Here is a 19,705-nt window from a genome sequence, read left to right as displayed (position 1 = left end):
CCCGTCACCCTGGTAGGTTGAACCTGCCACACGACCTGCACTCACTGCCCCAGCACCCCGGCCAGTTGATCACGGCTTTGCGTCATGCCCACGCTTTCGTCCAGCCCCTGGCGCAGGTATTGAGCCATGATCGGCTGGCGGGCAATGGCCTGATCGGTATCCGCATCACCGCCAGGCACGTAGGCACCCACGCTGATCAGATCGCGGCTCTGCTGATAGCGTGACCACAGCTGCTTGAAGCGCTGTGCCTGCTTGAGCTGCTCCGGCGGCACGACCTGCGGCATGACCCGGCTGATCGAGGCCTCGATGTCGATCGCCGGATAGTGCCCTTCTTCCGCCAAACGGCGGGACAGGACGAAGTGTCCGTCGAGCACACCACGGGCAGCATCGGCGATGGGGTCCTGCTGATCATCACCCTCACTCAGCACCGTGTAGAACGCGGTGATCGAACCACCGCCGGCTTCGGCATTGCCGGCACGCTCGACCAACTTGGGCAGCTTGGCAAAGACCGAAGGCGGATACCCCTTGGTTGCAGGCGGCTCACCAATGGCCAGGGCGATTTCGCGCTGGGCCTGGGCGTAACGGGTCAGCGAATCCATCAGCAGCAGGACGTTCTTGCCCTTGTCGCGGAAATACTCGGCGATGCGCGTGCAGTACTGCGCCGCGCGCAGACGCATCAGCGGCGCTTCGTCGGCTGGCGAAGCAACGACCACGGAACGCTTGATGCCCTCCTCGCCGAGAATCTCGTCGATGAACTCCTTGACCTCACGCCCCCGCTCGCCGATCAGGCCGACCACGATAATCTCGGCCTCGGTAAAACGCGTCATCATGCCCAGCAACACCGATTTACCGACACCGGTACCGGCGAACAGGCCCAGGCGCTGACCACGGCCCACGGTAAGCAGACCGTTGATGGTACGAATGCCGACATCCAGCGGCTGACTGATGGGGTTGCGATTGAGCGGGTTGATGGTCGGGCCATCCAGCGGTACCCAGTCCTCGGCTTTCATCCCACCCTTGCCATCCAGCGCACGGCCGGCACCATCGAGTACCCGGCCAAGCATGGACATGCCCATGGGCAAACGTCCGGCATCAGGCAACGGCACCACGCGCGCCCCCGGTGCGATACCGGCGAGACTGCCCACCGGCATCAGGTAGATCTTGCCACCGGAGAAACCCATCACCTCGGCCTCGACCTGAACCGGGTGGTAACTGTCGTCGTTGATCACCAGGCAACGGCTGCCAACGGCTGCACGCAGGCCTTCGGCTTCCAGGGTGAGGCCAACCATGCGTAACAGACGGCCTTCGAGTATCGGCTGGCCGGGCAGGCTGATTGCGTCGCAGTAGCCCTCCAGACGCCGGGCGAAGCTCACCCGCTCAAGGCGCATCGCCGCTGTCCAGATCCAGGTTGATGTCCGCTTCCGGCAATTGCGTGCCCTGTGTGCGCTGCTGCTCGAACAGTTGCTTGAGCGCCTGCGCCATGCGCGTTTCGACACTGGCGTCGATCTGACTGTGCTCGGACTCGATACGGCAACCGCCGGGCAGCAGGCTGTCATCCTCGAGGATGCGCCAGCTTTCCTCGTGACGCTCACGCAAGGCCTTGATCGTTTCGAAATCCTGCGGATTGACCTGAATGCGCACGTTGTCCGCGCCCATTGGCAGCAGTTTGAGCGCCTCGCGCAGCACCTGGCGGATCTGGCTGGAGTCGGTGTTCAGCTCGCGCTGAATCACCTCACGCACCATATGGCTGACCAGGCGCACCATGGCCACTTCCATCTGCTGGTCCTGCTCGGCAATCGGATCGAGCAGTTGCGCCATGAGTTTTTCCAGGCTGCCGACCTTGACTGCCAGAGCGGCATCGGCCTCCTGCCTGGCCTTGATCTGACCGGAATGAAAACCATCCTTCTCGCCAGCGGCAAAGCCTTCGTTATAGGCATCCTGGCGGATGGCTTCCAGTTCATCGAGCGTCAGCGGTTTGACATCCTCGATGGCAATTTCTTCGACTTGCCCGCTGTCCTGGGGCTCGGCTTCGACGGGAGCTGGCGCGGGCTCTTCGGCCGAGGCCTCGGCAGCCTCTGGCTCTTCGCCGGGTGCGTCGAAGCTGGGCAGTGCCCAGCGGTCGAAGATGCCCAGATCCTTGGCGCGAATCAGCTCGCTCTCGGGCTCCTTGGCTGCCATGGCTTACACCATCTCCTCGCCACCCTTGCCACCAAGCACGATCTCGCCGGCCTCGGCCATACGGCGGGCAATGGTGAGAATTTCCTTCTGCGCCGCTTCCACGTCGCTGACCCGCACCGGCCCTTTGGCCTCCAGGTCGTCGCGCAGCAGCTCGGCAGCGCGCTTGGACATGTTCTTGAACACCTTCTCTTTGATCGCGTCGTCGGCCCCTTTGAGTGCCAGCACCAGCACTTCGGAGGAAACCTCGCGCATCAGCGCCTGGATGCCACGGTCGTCGACATCGGCCAGGTTGTCGAAGACGAACATCAGGTCTTCGATCTGCGTCGACAGGTCTTCGTCCACTTCGCGAATGGAGTCCATCAACTGGCCTTCCACCGAGCTGTCGAGGAAGTTCATGATGTCCGCCGCACGCTTGACGCCGCCCATGGAGGCGCGTGTGGTATTGGCGCTGCCGGAGAACTGCTTCTCGAGAATCTGGTTGAGTTCCTTGAGCGCAGAAGGTTGCACGGTATTGAGCGACGACACGCGCAGGATGATGTCCAGGCGTACCTTGTGATCGAAGTGGCTGAGCACCTCGCCCGCCTGGTCGGGATCGAGATAGGCGACGACGATGGCCTGGATCTGCGGGTGCTCGTAGCGAATCACATCGGCAACGGCGCGCGGCTCCATCCACTTCAGGCTGTCCAGACCACTGGTGCTGCCGCCAAGGAGAATGCGGTCGATGAGGTTGCCCGCCTTGTCCTCGCCCAGCGCCGCAGTGAGCATCTTGCGGATATAGCCGTCAGAGCCGACACCCAGGCTGGTCTGGTCGCCGACGATCTCGACGAACTCACCCATGACCTGCTCGACCTGCTCGCGGTGGATATTGCGCATGCCGGCCATGGCGACGCCGACGCGCTGTACTTCCTTCGGTCCGAGGTGGCGCAGTACCTGCGCGGCATCGGTCTCGCCCAGCGAGAGCAGGAGAATGGCGGCCTTGTCGACCTTGCTAAGCTTGGTAGCGGTACGATTGTCACTCATCGGCGTTGATCCACTCTTTGACGACCTGGGCTACGCGGCCAGGATCTTCCGCCACCAGACTCTTGATGGCGTTCAGCTGTGCATCATACCCCTCACTGGGGCTCGGCAACATGATGCTCTGCGGCCCGCCAAGGCTGACGCGATCATCGGACAGCTCGCCATCCAGCCCCGCCATCTCGCCCAGTTCCACATCGCCAGCACCGGCCAGCTCCTTGCCTTTGCCGCCGCCGGTGATGTTGTTGAGCACAGGGCGCAGCACACCGAAGACCAGCACCAGGATGAACAGTACGCCGAGCACCTGCTTGACGATGTCCCAGAACCAGGGCTGGGTGTAGAACGGAATATCCGGAATTTCCTCACCCAGCGAGGCGGTGAAGGGCGTGTTGATCACGCTGACGCTATCGCCACGGCTGGCATCGAAACCCACCGAATCCTGCACCAGGCGGGTAAAGCGCGCCAGATCATCGGCTGTCCACGGCACTCGGGTAGTCTCACCGGTGGCCGGATCGATGCGCACCTGATCATCCACCACGACAGCGACCGACAGGCGGCGCAGACGCCCCTGCTGTTGACGGGTGTAGCTGATGGAGCGATCCAGTTCGAAGTTGCGCGTCGATTGCTCGCGCTTGTCCGCCGGGTACGGTGCCAGCATCGGCTGGCCGGTCACCGGGTCGGTGATCTGCTGACCGTTGGCATCGACCAGCGGCTGCCCCGCCGCCACCGGGCCAGCCGGCGCAGCGGCGCTAGCGGCCTGCTGCGGCGCAGCAGCCGGACCGGGCGGCTGATTGGACAACGCGCCAGGTACACCCTGCGGCGGCAGGCTGCTCTGACGTTGCTCATTGACCTGCTGTTCGCTGCGCAGCGCCGGCTGGTCGGGGTTGAACATCTCCGAAGTGGACTCGACCGAACTGAAATCCACATCAGCCGAGACTTCCGCCTTGTAACGGCCAGTGCCCAGCACGGGCTGAAGAATATTGTGCACACGCTGGGTGAACAGGCCTTCCATGCGTCGCGTGTAGTCGAACTGTTTGCCGGCCATGCTCAGCTCGGACAGTTCCTGCTGGTCGGAGAGCAGATTGCCCTTCTGATCGACCACGGTGACCTGCCCCTTGTCCAGCTCGGGCACGCTGGTCGCCACCAGATTGACGATGGCCATCACCTGGCTGGGCTCCAGCGCGCGCCCTGGATAAAGCTCTACCAGAACCGAGGCGGAGGGCTTGCGCTCATCACGCACGAACACGGAGGCCTTGGGCATGGCCAGGTGGACACGTGCCGCCTTGACGTTATTGAGGCTGGCAACGGTACGCGCCAGTTCGCCTTCGAGGCCACGGCGATAGCGGGTCGCTTCCATGAACTGACTGGTGCCCAGCCCCTGCTCACGGTCGAGAATTTCAAAACCGACACTGTTATCCGTCGGTGCCACGCCGACAGCGGCCAGACGCAGCCGCGCGCGTGCCAGATCATCAGCCTTGACCAGCAGAGCACCGGAATTGGGTTCGATGGTGTAATCGATACCGGATGCCGTCAGGGTTTCGATCACCTGGGTCGCATCCATGCCGTTGAGGCTGCCGTAGAGCGGACGATAATCCGGCTGCTGCGACCAGAGCACCACGGCAAAGCCAATGGCCACGCTGGCCGCCAGGCCGACCAGCAGACCGAGCTGGCGCAGCACCGACATCTCGGCAAGATTTTCCAGAAAGCTCAACCCGAGCAGAGGCTTCTTGGGCTCACCTGCATCGGCCTTGGCCGGTACGTTTGCTACTGCTGCTTCAGCCATGAATCAATCCTCAGACCGGCATCTGCATGATGTCTTGATACGCCTGAACCAGCTTGTTGCGCACCTGAGTCATGGCCTGGAAGGAGACGCTGGCTTTCTGCGAGGCGATCATCACGTCGGTCAGATCGACCCCGCTCTGCCCCATCTCGAAAGCGGTAGCCAGTTTGTTGGAAGCCTGCTGGGTCTCGCTGACCTTGTTCACTGCCTGGCCGAGCATTTCCGAGAAGCTCGGTGCCCCCGGCGCCGGCTCGCTCGCAATAGGCTTCTGACGCGCCATGGCCTCAGCCTGCATGGAACGCATTTCCAGCATCAAGCGATTGAATTCGACACCTTGGCTCATGACTTCCTCCACTGCCCACTTTTTGACACTAGCGGCGCTATGTAGGGGTATTTGCAACAAGGATGCCAACAACGGGCAAGACTCAGACGACAGGCAGAAGCGCCCTGAAGTCGAGCGAATGCGAGGTAAAAGCGAAGAGGCAAACCAGACGCACAGAAGTGGCCCGGCTTACCCAAGAAGGTAGGAGCCAGATCAGCTGGCGTACAGATAAGCCTCGACATCCATACCGGCATCACGCATCTGCGCCAGCTTGTAACGCAGGGTGCGCGGGCTGATACCCAGGCGCTCGGCAGCTTCCTTGCGGCGACCGCGTTCGGCACGCAGGGTGTCGATGATGACCTGAAACTCGCGACGGCGAAGATCCTCACCCAGCGCCCCGGCATCGACCGCCCCCGGAGACTCCAGCGGTTGCGCCATTGGCGGCGCAACGCTCGGTACCACGGCCAGGCGCGGCGCCGCAGCTTGCACCGATTGGCCGATAGGCGAATGCAGGCAAAGGTCCTGCGCCTGAATCACCCCGCCCTGCTGCAGAATCAAGGCGCGCTGGATGGCGTTGTCCAATTCACGCACGTTGCCCGGCCACTGATGCTGAACCAGACTTTGCGCGGCCGATTCGGACAAACGCACCGGTGCCTGATTCATTTTTTTGACGTGCTTGGCCAGTAGCCGCTCGGCCAGCGGCAGGATGTCGGCAGGACGCTCACGCAGCGGACGCCAGGCCAGCGGGAAAACCGACAGGCGATAGTAAAGGTCCTCACGGAAACGGCCGGCAGCCACTTCACTGGCCAGATCACGGTTACTGGTGGCCAGCACGCGAATATCCAGGTTGATCGGCTTACGCGCGCCGACCCGCTCCACCTCGCGCTCCTGCAGCACCCGCAGCAATTTGGCCTGCAAGCCTAGCGGCATTTCGGAAATTTCATCGAGCAGAATAGTGCCGCCATCAGCCAGCTCGAACTTGCCGGGCTGCGCAGTGACAGCACCGGTGAAAGCACCCTTCTCATGGCCGAACAGCGTGGCCTCGAGCATGTTGTCGGGAATCGCTGCGCAGTTGATGGCGATGAACGGCCCGGATGCACGCGGCGACTGTTGATGAATATAACGCGCCAATACCTCCTTACCTGTGCCGGACTCGCCGGTGATCATCACCGTCGAATCACTCTGCGCCACTCGCGACGCCAGCTCCAGCAGCTGCATGCTGGCCGGCTCGACGGCTACCGGCCCATCGCGCTCACCCGCCGTCAACTTACCGAGGGCATGTTTGGCCACCAGCTCCAGCAGCGTGCGCGGTTCGAACGGTTTGACCAGATAATCGGCCGCCCCCTGGCGAATGGCATCCACCGCCCGCTCCACCGCGCCGAAGGCCGTCATCAACAGCACCGGCAATTGCGGATAACGATTGCGAATCTGCGCCAGCAACTGATGCCCGTCCATGCCCGGCATGTTGACATCACTGACCACCAGCCCGAAGGACTCCTCGCTCAGGGCAACCAGGGCCGCCTCGGCACAATCGACCGCCCGATAATGATGCCCGCCCAGGCACAGGGTATCGGCCAGGGCTTCGCGCAGCGCGCGATCATCTTCAACCAGCAGAATTTTGGCAGCCATGGGTTACTCCTGATTCGAGTGAGGCGCCGCAATTTGCAGCGGCAAAGAAACGATGGCGCAGGTGCCACGACCCGCGCGCGATTGCAGCAGTAGCTGGCCCTGATGAGCACGCGCCACGGCCTTGACCACCGCCAGGCCGAGGCCGGTTCCGGTGGTCTTAGTGGTGAAGAAGGGCTCACCCAGGCGGGCCAGGGTTTCCCGACTCATGCCTGGCCCGTTATCGCTGACGCACAGGCGCAGCTGGCTGTCGCGGCGATACAGATGAACCTTCAGTCGCGCATCGCGTCCGGCGGCCTGTATGGCGTTGTCGATCAGGTTGAGGACGGTGCCCACCAATGTGTCGCGGTTGCACAACAACTCGCCATCGCGCGCATCGCACTGCCAGCGCACGGCCATGCCACCGACATGCGCGTCGGCAGCCGCTCGCAGCGCATCGAACAGGGCCGACGGTGCCAGACGATCCGGCAATGGCAACTCACCACGAGCGAAAATCAGCATGTCACGCACCTGGTTCTCCAGCTCGTGCAGCCGCTCCTTCAGACGCCCGGCAAAACGCTGCTGCTGTTCGGCGGGCAGTACCTGCTCGTTCAGATGACTGGCGTAAAGCAACGCAGCAGAGAGTGGCGTGCGGATCTGATGGGCGAGTGACGCGACCATTCGCCCCAGCGCCGACAGGCGCTCATGGCGAGAGAGCTGATCCTGCAGGCGACGGGTTTCCGTCAGGTCCGTAAGCAGCACCAGCTGTCCCGGCTCGCCATGCAGGGATCGGGTGGCGATGGACAGACGACGACCATCGCGCATGGAAATTTCGTGGCCATCGTCTTCGCGCGGCGCGAAATTACGGGCAATCACCTGGCGCCAGAGCATGCCAACCAGCGGCTGACCAAGCAACGCGCGCGCCACGGGGTTGGCTTCACGCACGACGCCCTGGCCATCGATGACGATCACACCGCCAGGCAGCAGATCCAGAAGGCTTTGCAGACGGTGGGCCAAACGCTCCTTCTCCGCCAGCTCCTGCATGCGCTGGGCGCTGACCAGGGCCAATTGCCCCTTGAGCTCATTGACCCGCGCCTCGAGCAGGCTATAGGACTCACTGAGCTGATTGGACATCTGGTTGAACAGGGCAAAGGCATGCTCCAGTCCTTCACGGCTGGCTTGTTCGAGCGGCGCGGGAACACTCGGCTCGGCTGACTCGGTAGGACGAAGGTTGGCTTCCATCTGCTTCTCTCGTACGACGTACCGTCAGAAGACGGTCGGATACAAGAGCTTTAGCAATACCCGTGCCTACTTTTTTATTCTTATTTATCAAGCACTTGAAAAAACAAAGCCGGAGCTTGCGTCAAAGCTCCGGCTTTCATTGTGCTGTTTGACGCGGGGCCGCCGGTTCAATCCTCGTCCTGGCCATCCTCTTCGCGGCGGCTCATGCCGTACTTGCGCATTTTCTCGACCAGGGTGGTACGACGAATACGCAGGCGCTCAGCCGCACGCGCCACCACGCCTCCCGCATCATCCAGCGCCTGCTGAATCAAGCCCTGCTCCAGGTTGCCCAGATAATCCTTCAGATCCAACCCCTCGGGCGGCAGCATGGCCGGCGTATCCAGGCCCGGCAGACCCGCCATGATCGCCGCACGCTCTTCCATCTCGTCGCGCAGGCTGGCTGCCAGTTGCTCATCCTCGTCATCGACGTGACGGAATTTCTTCGGCAGCTCGCCAACACCGATCACGCCATAGGGATGCATGATGGCCATGCGCTCGACCAGGTTGGCCAGTTCACGCACGTTGCCCGCCCAGTCATGACGGCACAACGACATGATGGCGGCCGAGTTGAAACGAATGGAGCCGCGCTTCTCGTGCTCCATGCGCGAGATCAGCTCGTTCATCAACAGAGGGATATCTTCGATACGCTCGCGCAGCGGCGCCATCTCGATGGGGAAAACGTTGAGGCGGTAGTACAAGTCCTCGCGGAAACTGCCATCCTCGATCATCTTCTCCAGGTTCTTGTGCGTGGCGGCAATGATGCGCACATCAGCAGTCTGCGTCTTGTTACTGCCGACGCGCTCGAAAGTGCGCTCCTGCAACACACGCAGCAGCTTGACCTGCATCGGCAGTGGCATATCACCGATTTCATCCAGGAAAAGCGTGCCGCCATTGGCCAACTCGAAGCGCCCTGCCCGGCTGGTGATGGCGCCGGTAAAAGCACCCTTCTCATGTCCGAATAGCTCGCTCTCGAGCAGCTCGGCCGGAATGGCCCCACAGTTGACCGGTACGAACGGCGCCTCGCGACGCTTGGAGTGGTAATGCAGATTGCGCGCGACTACTTCCTTGCCGGTTCCGGACTCACCGAGGATCAGCACACTGGCCTCGGTATCGGCCACCTGCTGCATCATCTGCCGCACCTGTTGAATGGCGCGACTGGTGCCAACCAGGCTGCGGAACAGGTTGGGCTCGCGCTGCCGACCACGATCACGGGCCTGGTCGTACATCTCGCGATAGACCTGGGCACGGTGCAGCGAATCGAGCAGCTTGTTATAGCTGAGTGGGGTTTCCAGGCTGGCTAGCACACGCCTGCGCAAATCTTCCGGCCACTCGACGATGCTGGAGTCGCCAACCGTCAACAGCGGCAGGAACTCATCCCAGCCAGCAATCTGCTTGGTCAGCTCGAGCGCCCCACCCTTGGCCTCGACATCGCCCAGCAAGACACTGAGCACTTCGCGACTGGAAGCGAGCTCGGCCACAGCATTGCGCCAATCCTGGCTGGTACAGGCCAGATGCTCTTCCCCGAGAAAACTCAGAATGATCGCCAACTCGTGGCGGCGCGCAGCATTGTCATCGATCAACAGAATTTTGGTTTCACGCCACATCTTGTGTTTGTCTGACCCGAGGAGAGAGGGAAACTGCACGCCACTAGTTCGGCGCACACCGGCAACTTGCCACTAGTAAAGTCAAAAAATTGAAGCCAGTCAATTTTATGACGTGATTTTTTACCCGCTATTGGCTTCAGCCAAGCAGTCACGTCGAGACTTGAGCAATAAAAAGCACTAAACCCGAGAGGACGGGAAAGCGTAACAAGGAAGAGACCGAGCCAAACCACAGGGGCTTAGCTCGGTACATGCAGGCTGATTAACCGAAAAGCTGGTACACCTTGGCACCCTGACGGGATTGGTTGAGTTGCAACAACTCCCCAGCCAAACGTTGCTGTTCTGTCTGACAAACAGTGACCAGCTCACGGTACAGTGACAGCAGGTTCTCCAGGCCACTGCGCAGCTCTTCTTCGTCAGAGCTGTCGACCATGGCAGCATCGACCACCATGCGGCATTGCAAGTCGAGCTCACCTATGGCGGCCCAGTCCTGTTTAGCCAGAGCATCGCGCAAGGCAGAGCCAGTCGCTTGCAAACGCTGGACAGATGAACTCATTCGCTTCTCCTCCGATGCGCGCTCATCACTGAGCGATCGCATCCCAGCCCTGCTTGACGTTGCGCAGCAGCCCCGATACTTCCTCGAGAAGCTCTGGCTCGTTGCTGACATTGGCCTCGGTCAAACGGGCAATCATGTATTCGTACAGGCTATCGAGATTACCGGCCAGCTCGCCACCTTGCTGGTGATCGAGACTCTCACGCAAACCAGCAATGATGGCAATGCTTTTGCCAATCAACTCACCCTTCAACGCTGTCTGCCCACGCTCCATGGCGCCACGTGCCTGAGCAATGCGGGATAGGCCGCCTTCCATCAGCATTTGAATCAGGCGATGGGGGCTTGCCTCTGCCGCCTGGGCCTGGTTGTTGACGGTCTGATACTGCTTGAGGGCCGCCATTGCGTTCATATTCGCTCTCGCTCTACCGATGGGCTGATACTTCAGATATCGGCTATGTCGGATAAAGCTTTAGAACTTTGTACCGCGAAAAATACGTGCAGTACATGCAATGTGCCCTGCCCGACTATCAGCCAGCAGGCGCCGGTTCGACCTCGGGGCCAATGGCATCCCAGGCAGTTTTAATATCACCCAGCAGGGCTTGCACTTCTTCCAGGGTGCGCGGTGTATCGTCCAGGGCGACACCCGCCAAGCGGCGAGTCATATAGTCGTAAAGGGCATCAAGATTCTCGGCAATTTCACCGCCCAACTCTTTGTCCAGAGCCGCCTGCAGTACACCCAGAATGGTGATGGTACTACCGACAGCCATACCGCGAATTTCGGTATCACCTTCGGCCTGGGCCTGCTTGGCAAGCATCACACGCTGCAATGCGCCTTCGAGCAGGAGCTGTACGGTGCGATAAGGCGATACCTCCTGACTGGTCTTGACCTGTTTGTAGGCATCGATAGGGTTCTTGCTCATGAATTACTAATCCTTTTTGACGAAGCCTGGCAGGTTGGCGAGCATGCCGCCGAGGCTCTCACTGGTACGCTTGAGTTGCCCGACCAATGAATCCATGGCGTTGTATTGCGAGTAGAGGCGTTTTTCCAGACTCTCAATACGTTCGTTCAGCGCCTTGCGCTGCTTGTCGACATCCTGCTTGGTGACCTGCAAGGCATCGTTACGCTGCTTGAGAACACCATCAGTAGCAACGTAACCCGAGGTAAAGCTTGATAGACGCCCCATCAAGCCTTTATCACCAGCCAGATAGGCTCCTACCTGCTCGAAATTGTTATCCAGCGCAGTTGTCAGCTTGGTGTCATCCAGAGACAGCTTGCCATCCTTGCCCGTGGCGATACCCAACTGAGCCAGAGCCTGGATACCACTCGTCTGCCCGGGTGCGCTCACCAGTTCATTACGCATACCGGAAAGAAGACTGCGTACCGAGGTATCCCCAAACAAGGGGCCTGTGACAGGCGTCGAGCCATCTACCGGCACAAACGCAGTAAGCTGGGAGGTAGTGGAAATTAAAGCGTTATAGGCATCGACGAATTTTTGCAGACTGCTTTTCACGCTGCCCTTGTCGACCCCGACATTGAGACTGATGGTCTTACCATCGGCCAGCTCAGTACTGTTTTGCGCAGCCACGAGATCGAGAGTCACGCCCTCCAGGGCATCATCAATGCGGTTGCTACTACGCTCCACCTGCAAGCCGTCGATGGTCAGCTTGGCTGACTTGGCCTGCGCGATGACACCACCTGCTCCAGTGGTGGAGTCGGGCTTGAGAAAGGCACCCACATTATCTGGATCGGCAGTTGGCGCAAATGCCTGCGTGGTCAGCAGATTGTCACCCGTGGTCACGCCATCTTGGCTGACTACAACACTGAGATCATTACCCTGGCCAGTCTTGGTGGAACTGAGAACCAGACGAGACCCCGAGTCGTCGGTGATGATGGATGCGCTAATACCGCTATTCTTGCCCGCCTCATTGATAGCATCGCGCATTCCGGCCAAGGTGTTATTGGCTGCAGTGACTTCGACACTGATACTGGTGCTGCCCGCAGAGATCTCAAGCGTCCCACTGTTGAAGGTCGCGGTGGAGCCTCCTGCAACAGACTGTAGGGCTACCTTACTGCTAGTCGCCAGTTGCTGCACTTGGACGTTGTAGCTGCCAGCAGGCGCAGTTGAACTGGCTGTCGCCTTGAGTACGCCACCGTTGGAAGTACTGGCCGTACGTGCCTCGAACAAAGAAGATTTGTTCAACGAATCAACGGCTGTCTTGAATGTATTCAATGCGCCAGCCAAGGTGCCGACGGCCGAAATACGCGTAACGGTTTCTTTCTCAAGACGATCAAGCTGGTTGGTCTTGGGTGCCCGCTCGGAATTGACCAGTACATCGACGATGCTCTTGATGTCGATACCCGAACCGATTCCTGGAATGCCAGCCATATCGTGTTACCTCGTCAATAATTCGACTTCACCCATCCCGTGGATAGATAACAATCAAAACCCATGCCAAGGTTTACCACCTATGCCTCAGCCTTGAACAGCAAACTACGCACTTCTGACAGATTTTCTGCCAGTTTGAGCGCCTCTTCAGATGGAATTTGCCGTATCACATCACCAGACCCTGCATCGGTCACCTTGACAACAACCCGTCCAGAACCGTCTTCGACTGCAAAGTTGATGCTACGACGAACCGACTGCACGAACTCCTGAATAGTCGCTACCGCATCCTCGATCTGCTCACGACTTACCTCCTGAGTAGCTGTGACTACTCGGGTAGCAGCCTGCTCATCAGTATTCGAAACCGCTGTGGCTGTCGAGAGACCCTGCTTCTGCCGTGACTCTGCAGCGCTGGAAACGCCCCCCTCACGGACAACCGCAGCATTAACCTGGGACTTAATAGAACCGACGTCCATAAATTTCTCCTCACAAAGAGGTAACGGGAAGAAGAGCAAAGCCCTTCCCCCCGTAGTCTAGCGCCTTTGACCTTAGCCCAGCAGGCTGAGTACGGCCTGCGGCAACTGGTTGGCCTGAGCCAGGATCGCGGTACCGGCTTGCTGCAGGATCTGATTCTTGGTCAGTTCCGAGGTTTCGGCAGCGAAGTCAGTGTCACGAATCCGGCTACGAGCAGCGGAGGAGTTCTCAGCGATGTTCTGCAGGTTCGAGATGGTGTTCTCGAAGCGGTTCTGCACGGCACCGAGCTGAGCACGCTGGCTGTCGATGTTGGAGATCGCACCGTTGATGATACCCAGAGCATCCTGAGCCCCCGTCGCCGTACTGATGTCGATGCTATTCACCGCATCGAGCTCACTAAAGGAATCCGCACCCAGGCCAACTGTCATACCTGTTACCTGGAAGGCGTCAGCAGCTTCGAGCTGAACCTGACCGTCGGCACGAGCACCGTTACCCGCTGTAATGTTCTCTACACCACCGACATTCTCGTCACCAGCAAAATTCTTGGCCTGCAGATCGACTGCATTACCACTACCGCCTTGGAAGTTCTTGATCGCGATAGAATCGCCACGCGCGTTGACCAACTCGATCTTATCGCCTTTGGAAATCGCAGAAATCCCGGTTTTGCCAGTTTCCTTGTTAATAGCGTCGGCAAGAGCGCCCAGATTAGTAGTATCAGTAACTACCGCAGAGATGACAGCCTTATCAGTGTCTTTGGTGGTGCTATTAGCACCATACAGCTCAAAGGAAATAGTCCCGCTGGAAGTCAGATTGCTAAGTTCCGCAACAGTGCGAGAATTGGCAGTCACACCGGTTTCATCACTCTTGGCGTTTACGGCCGCAGCAACTTCGGCAGCAGAAGCGCCGCTTGCCGGTCCAGAAATAGTCACAACACCACCAGAGGCGGCGGTAGTAAATTTCGAAGAAATATCGAAAGTGGTATCGGAGTAGGATGTGGTACCAAACGCAGCAGCACCACTGGCACCGCTTGCAATTGCAGTAGCAGCACCGCCGGAGGTTGTCACACGATTGATGCCAATACGATCGGTAGCGGCCGAACCGATGGAAACATTGATCGTTTCGTAGGCGTTGGCGCCGACCTGGAAGCTCTGCGAGCCGAAGCTGCCGTCGAGAATCTTGCGACCACCGAAGCTGGTAGTGTCAGAAATACGGTTCAGCTCTTGCTGCAACTGAGCCACTTCCCCCTGAAGAGCGGCACGCTCGGTAGCACCGTTGGAACCGTTAGCCGATTGAAGCGCCAGGTCACGCATACGCTGCAGGATACCGGTGGACTGCTGCAGGGCACCTTCAGCGGTTTGCGCCAGGGAGATACCGTCGTTGGCGTTACGGGTCGCTACGCCCAGGCCAGTAATTTGGCTGGTCAGGCGGTTGGCGATCTGCAGGCCAGCAGCGTCGTCTTTGGCGCTGTTGATGCGGTAGCCGGTGGACAAGCGCTGGAGGGAAGTATCCAGGCCTTTGGACGAGGTGTTCAGGTTACGCTGAGTGTTGAGGGACGCAACGTTAGTGTTGACTGTAAGGGCCATGGTATTGCCTCCAGATGACCTAAGAACCGTTTGTCTGAGCTTGCGAGCTCGGGCCTGCATGCTCAGACGCCCAGAGAGTTCGCATTCGATTTTTGTATCGGCGCAGGAGGCAAGAGCTTTAGCAGTAAATTCCAGTTTTTTTGATGATCTTTTTCCGCCTTAAGAATCAATCAGTTAGACAGAAGCAAAGATCAGACTGGGATAACATCTCCGGCGGGCCCGTTGCAGACCCGCCGGTTCATGCCCCTCAGTCCGCGGTCCAGGCCTCACGCCAGAGCAGCAGGTTATCGCCTTCGAGCATCCAGTCACGCTGCACCGCACCGCGCAGACGATCACCAAGACGCGCGGTCTCGTCGAGGTCGGCAAGGTGCATGCGAATGGCCTCCACCCAATCTCTGAAACGGTTTTTCACCAGCGTCACGGGCAAGCCATCACCCTGGTAGCAGAGCACCTCGCTGCAAACCACCGGGAAGCCGCAGGCACCGTACTCCAACAGACGCAAATTGCTCTTGCAGTCGTTGAACAGGTTCTGCTCCACCGGAGCGAGAGCGAGATCCAGATTGAGCTGGGCCAGCTTCGCCGGGTAATCCCGGATGGGCACACCGGGGTGGTACTCATGCACATAGGGGCGCAGCTTGTCCGGGCACATGCCAAAGAACACCCATTCCACCTCGCTGGCCAGCTCCTTGACCACGTCGGCGATCATTTCGAGGTCGCCGGTATGGCTGGCACCACCGGCCCAACCCACCCGGGGTTTGGCAGAACAACGACGCTGGCTGTTCAAACCTCGCCACCAGCGCGTATCGAGACGGTTGTGAACCACCCGAATGTCGTCATGCAGACCAGCGAAGGCTTCGGCCAGCGGCTCAGTGGAAACCACGAAGCGATCGACGTAGCTCAAGCCACGGCGTAGCGTCCGAACAATATCCTTGGGCATATGGGCCTTGTGGATGCTCTTCATCGGCAGGTTGGGTAGATAGTCATCCAGCTCGAAGACCTTGAAGGCATTGGAAAACGCTTTCATGCGGCGCATGCCTTCGATCTGAGACTCGCCCACCTGGCGTTGCAATAAGATGCTGTCGGGCGCGAACCGCTCCAGCTCCGTCACGGACAGCTGGCTCCAGAGCAGCGTTCCGTCTATCAGACCCTCGCGATCCATCGCCTCCAACGGCTGGATCACCCGATAATGGCCGCAACCTTGCTGGTCTGCCGCATGCCCCAGAATCGTCGGCACCGGACGCCAGGATGAAAGAGGACGCCAGTTCATCTTGCTTGGCGCGATGCTGAACTCATCGCCCGAGCCCAACGAGAAGTTGGGGTTGTAGGCAGGGTCGCGAGCCAGCAACGGCAACCAGCGCGCGTACATGGCATCTTCCTGCTCAACCGTGACAGCCGGCTCCGGCTCTTCATTGATGAGCAGCGACGCACGCGGCGTCCATACGTTCAGGAAACCTGCCGAATGCAGGCGCAAGCAAAGATCTATATAAGCCCAGGGTGCCAGGTCAGGGGTCTCATCGAAACCGCCGGCGTCGAGGAACAGGCTCTTACGCAACATAAGGCATTTGCCACTGACAGCAGCGTAGTCCTGGTCGACCAGAAGGCGCTGGAGATAACCGGGGGCTTCCAACGGCTGACCGACGAATACACGGCCTACCGGCCCGTTAAGCCCCAGGATCACACCGGCATGGCGAATCGTGCGATCCCCCGCCAACAACTTGGCGCCCACGGCTCCAACTTCCTGGCGAGCAGCATGGTTGACCAGCTGATGCAACCAATCGGAATCCAGCACGGCGCTACCGACATCCAGCCACAACAGCAGCTCGCCTCTGGCCTGCCCTGCAGCCTGGTTGCTTACCTGCGTCAGCGACAACGCCTCGGGGAAACGCAATACGCGAATCGAATCCGTACCCAGCTGTTCGACACCGGTCAGCCAGCCTTGCAAAGCCGCGTCGTCGCCACTCTGATCCAGCAGCAGCACTTCGTAGGCTCGGTAGGTGGTTTTTTCGAGAATGGTCTCCATGCAGCGGCGCGCCTTCGCCATGCTGCCCTGGGTGTGCACGATAATGCTCACCAGAGCGCCATCGCCCACCCCATAGTCAAGATCGTAGTGCCCTGGCAGACGTGAGGTGACAGTGGCATCCGGGAACCCACGCGCGACCAAATGACGCTGAATGACGGCACGCTCATCGGGGCTGTCGCGTAGTGGAGACGCCTCACGAATCAGTATGGGTTCACTGATATGGCCCAGCTCTTCCAGACCCTTGTCTTCGACCAGGCGCAACAGGTAGTCCAGTTCGAACGCCTGCCCGGCCTCGTTACGGAAGCCGCCCATGTCCAGCCAAGTCTGGCAGTTGAACAACCAGTGGCTAGCCAGGGCATTGGGCAGGCTGAGCAGCATGTCCAGATTCAACCCTGGGCGCAAAGCCAGGCCCAGATCATTGGTCCCCTGACGCACCACTTCGTCGCCGTAGACGGCACGGCATCCCGGTGCACTGATCAGATCAAGCGCAGCGATCAGTAGGCCGCTGGTGGTGAACTCACAGCCCGCTTCCACGATCATAAACCAGTCGAAGCCACCCTCACGCACAGCTAGATTGATGCCCGTCAGTGGCTGCTCGGCATCGATACGCAGAAAACGCAGCTTGTTTTCGGCACTGGTCTGCGGCATATCCTGAGGGGTCAGGGCGACGATACGCAGCGCCGCATAGAGGTTGTTCTCCAGGCTCAGGCTCTTGATTGTCTTACCCAAACGCGCGGCATCACCGTCACGATCAAGCACCAGCACGCCAAGAGTCGGCGCGGTACTCGCCTGCAGATGCGCGGTTATCAGACGATGCTGGGCGTTGGTGGGCACGCGTTCACCCAGCCAGGCCTGCAGCGTGCGCTTGCTGGCAGTGGCAGCACGCGCATTGGCAAAACTCTGAGTAACTTCGATGAAGTGATCCAAAGCCGGCCAGAAGTCTTTCTGATGCTGTAATTGCCGCTCCCGCAACAAGGAGATCGTTTCTCTGGCGCGCTGAATTTCCTCTGGAGTATTACCCCAAGCTGTTCCATAACTACTGTACTCATGCTCGGATAACTTTTCAGGAGCCCATTGCCCAGGCAAAACGATACTCAAGCACCCGCACAGCACAGCCTCGCCGGCCAATGCCGAGCGCTCCCCCAAATAGAAGAATTCACATTGCTGGAAAAGGTCAACAAGCCCTTCCCAGGATTCAGGAAAGGTGGGGGTAATTTCTATCGCGTCCGGGGGCAGCAGTGCAGGATCTATCTGAGCCTGCCCACGCCGCCCTTGGTAATAACAGACCTTTCCCTGAACGCGTTTGCCTGGGTCTTCTGGAGGGCAAAATATTCTGAGGTCGATAGGCGGCAAGTGAAGGACCCTGTCCTGCCCCATACCCGGTCTCAAAAGCCCGCGTACATAGGCGAACAGCAAATCATCCTCACCGTATAGCCCCTGCCCCTCGACAAACCCCACTTGGTTAAGCAAGTAGCGCACAACGGTATTACCCTTCAGCGGGTTACCGTCGATAATCTCAGGGTAAACCACTATCGGTTCCAACCCTTGCTTACGGTGTAATTCGATAACCCCATCGGTAAGCTGCGGAGTAATCAACTCGGGATTGAGCACGTTGGCAGTGACATAGGCCTCCTGGCCCGAACGATTGAGTGCATCGCACAGCATGTGCATGACCCTAACCCCAGCAGAGCTGCGCCGATAATCGGGGGCATAGATGTAATATGGCTGCGGGCGCTTGGAGAACAGTTCACGCATCGCCTCTACCTCTCGTAACTAATTTAATTTGGCGAATAGTCGGATCAGATTTTCCTGAACTACCCAGTTCCACTTCAGTAGCAAATACGGGCCAACCGATCACGTACGTTTAGAGTTCTCCGCCCAACGCACCATACTGTCGATGGACTCATCCAGCGTCGTCCAGACATCCAATCCGAGCGCTCGTGCCCGTGTGATGTCCGGCACATAGAATGATCGGCCCGAACTCTCTGGACGCCCCATAATTCGCACAACCTTCTCCGGTGCCACCCGGGCCACAACTCGGTACGCCAGCTCAGCGATGGTGATTGCCTCGTCTGACCCGACATTGTATGCCTGCCCCGCTTTTCCACGGACCAGCAATGCCAACAGCCAAACGGCCAGATCGGCACCATGCAAATAGCTGCGTACCGCCGTACCATTTGAGTTGAGCACCACCTCTTGGGCATAAAGAGCATCACGCACGAAGTTGCCGATGGCAAAATGGCCATTCAAGGGAAGTCCGTAGCCGGAAAAAGCAAAGCAACGGGTCATGATGATATCAATGCCATAGCTCTCCGCATAAATTGCACCCAAGGTTTCCTGGGCTCGCTTTGCCTCACCGTAAGTGCTACCTACGCTGTTGCTCATGCAAGCGCCAGGATAACTTTCCGGTACGCCGACAGTATCGGGAATAGCGCCATATTGAGCACCGGAGCCAGTGATCAGGACACGCGCGCCATCACAACGCACGGCGAGATCAAACACCCGTCGAGCACCCTCGACAATAGTGTCGAACAACTCCAACGGACGGGTATGGGCAGTTGCTGAGGTATCGGCCGCAGCGTGCAGAATCAGGTCAACAGGACGCCCAGGCAGGTTCCGCAGCTCACGGATATCACCGGGTAGCCAGTTGAGCCATTTGCACTCCAGATAGGCAGGATGGCTGGATAAAAAAGTCGCAGGATTGCGTGACGTAAGCGTCACTTCAATCCCCGCCCCCTGGCGATTGAGTTCTGCCAACAGGGCCAGCAGCCAACGACCGAAGAACCCGGTTCCTCCGGTCAACAACAAGTGACGACCAGCCAGGGACTCAGCCAGGCCGAGACCGGCGAGAACACCGTACAAGTCACTCTTTTCTCCGGGTGACCCGGAAAAGCCTGTTGTAGTCATGGT

Annotated in this window: 16 protein-coding genes; all 16 read right to left on the bottom strand. The window is 59.3% G+C overall.

Annotated elements, in window-relative coordinates; translation table 11 throughout:
- Positions 1 to 41: 41 nt before the first annotated feature.
- Positions 42 to 1,388: a flagellar protein export ATPase FliI gene (fliI, locus tag J7655_RS08755; protein ID WP_230927422.1), complete on the bottom strand. Its 1,347-nt coding sequence runs from the start codon at positions 1,386 to 1,388 to the stop codon at positions 42 to 44.
- Positions 1,378 to 2,178 (bottom strand): flagellar assembly protein FliH, encoded by an 801-nt coding sequence (gene fliH / locus J7655_RS08750; RefSeq protein WP_230927421.1) that lies wholly within the window; start codon positions 2,176 to 2,178, stop codon positions 1,378 to 1,380. The genes fliI and fliH overlap by 11 nt, the downstream gene beginning before the upstream one ends.
- Positions 2,179 to 2,181: 3 nt before the next feature.
- Positions 2,182 to 3,198 carry a flagellar motor switch protein FliG gene (fliG, locus tag J7655_RS08745; protein ID WP_230927420.1) on the bottom strand — a complete coding sequence of 339 codons (1,017 nt, stop codon included), beginning with the start codon at positions 3,196 to 3,198 and terminating at the stop codon, positions 2,182 to 2,184.
- Complete coding sequence (gene fliF / locus J7655_RS08740; RefSeq protein ID WP_230927419.1) at positions 3,191 to 4,975, bottom strand: flagellar basal-body MS-ring/collar protein FliF; 1,785 nt, start codon at positions 4,973 to 4,975, stop codon at positions 3,191 to 3,193. The genes fliG and fliF overlap by 8 nt, the downstream gene beginning before the upstream one ends.
- Before the next feature lie 10 nt (positions 4,976 to 4,985).
- Complete coding sequence (gene fliE / locus J7655_RS08735; protein WP_230927418.1) at positions 4,986 to 5,315, bottom strand: flagellar hook-basal body complex protein FliE; 330 nt, start codon at positions 5,313 to 5,315, stop codon at positions 4,986 to 4,988.
- A 192-nt stretch (positions 5,316 to 5,507) separates the two neighbouring features.
- Positions 5,508 to 6,923, bottom strand: coding sequence for a sigma-54-dependent response regulator transcription factor FleR (gene fleR, locus J7655_RS08730; RefSeq protein WP_230927417.1), 1,416 nt, complete (start codon positions 6,921 to 6,923; stop codon positions 5,508 to 5,510).
- Between the two features lie 3 nt (positions 6,924 to 6,926).
- Positions 6,927 to 8,141 (bottom strand): sensor histidine kinase, encoded by a 1,215-nt coding sequence (locus tag J7655_RS08725; RefSeq protein ID WP_230927416.1) that lies wholly within the window; start codon positions 8,139 to 8,141, stop codon positions 6,927 to 6,929.
- A gap of 167 nt (positions 8,142 to 8,308) precedes the next feature.
- Positions 8,309 to 9,784, bottom strand: coding sequence for a sigma-54 dependent transcriptional regulator (locus J7655_RS08720; protein ID WP_017679155.1), 1,476 nt, complete (start codon positions 9,782 to 9,784; stop codon positions 8,309 to 8,311).
- A gap of 259 nt (positions 9,785 to 10,043) precedes the next feature.
- Positions 10,044 to 10,337: a flagellar protein FliT gene (fliT, locus tag J7655_RS08715; protein WP_084341018.1), complete on the bottom strand. Its 294-nt coding sequence runs from the start codon at positions 10,335 to 10,337 to the stop codon at positions 10,044 to 10,046.
- Between the two features lie 25 nt (positions 10,338 to 10,362).
- Positions 10,363 to 10,743: a flagellar export chaperone FliS gene (gene fliS, locus J7655_RS08710; RefSeq protein WP_024307695.1), complete on the bottom strand. Its 381-nt coding sequence runs from the start codon at positions 10,741 to 10,743 to the stop codon at positions 10,363 to 10,365.
- 118 nt (positions 10,744 to 10,861) lie between these two features.
- The gene (gene fliS / locus J7655_RS08705) at positions 10,862 to 11,254 is read right to left on the bottom strand and encodes a flagellar export chaperone FliS (RefSeq protein ID WP_230927415.1); all 393 of its coding nucleotides are present in this window, start codon (positions 11,252 to 11,254) and stop codon (positions 10,862 to 10,864) included.
- Between the two features lie 6 nt (positions 11,255 to 11,260).
- Positions 11,261 to 12,721 (bottom strand): flagellar filament capping protein FliD, encoded by a 1,461-nt coding sequence (gene fliD / locus J7655_RS08700; RefSeq protein WP_230927414.1) that lies wholly within the window; start codon positions 12,719 to 12,721, stop codon positions 11,261 to 11,263.
- 80 nt (positions 12,722 to 12,801) lie between these two features.
- The gene (locus J7655_RS08695) at positions 12,802 to 13,194 is read right to left on the bottom strand and encodes a flagellar protein FlaG (protein ID WP_230927413.1); all 393 of its coding nucleotides are present in this window, start codon (positions 13,192 to 13,194) and stop codon (positions 12,802 to 12,804) included.
- 72 nt (positions 13,195 to 13,266) lie between these two features.
- A complete protein-coding gene (locus tag J7655_RS08690) occupies positions 13,267 to 14,775 on the bottom strand; it encodes a flagellin (RefSeq protein ID WP_230927412.1) in 1,509 nt (502 codons plus the stop codon).
- A gap of 247 nt (positions 14,776 to 15,022) precedes the next feature.
- On the bottom strand, positions 15,023 to 18,550 hold the full coding sequence (locus tag J7655_RS08685) for a glycosyltransferase (protein ID WP_230927411.1): 3,528 nt from the start codon (positions 18,548 to 18,550) through the stop codon (positions 15,023 to 15,025).
- Between the two features lie 99 nt (positions 18,551 to 18,649).
- Positions 18,650 to 19,702: an NAD-dependent epimerase/dehydratase family protein gene (locus tag J7655_RS08680; protein WP_230927699.1), complete on the bottom strand. Its 1,053-nt coding sequence runs from the start codon at positions 19,700 to 19,702 to the stop codon at positions 18,650 to 18,652.
- Positions 19,703 to 19,705 lie beyond the last annotated feature (3 nt).

Source organism: Pseudomonas wenzhouensis, from assembly GCF_021029445.1.
Taxonomy (GTDB): Bacteria; Pseudomonadota; Gammaproteobacteria; order Pseudomonadales; family Pseudomonadaceae; genus Aquipseudomonas; species Aquipseudomonas wenzhouensis.
Note: the sequence above shows the minus strand (reverse complement) of the source record. Positions and strands in the feature narration are given on the sequence as shown.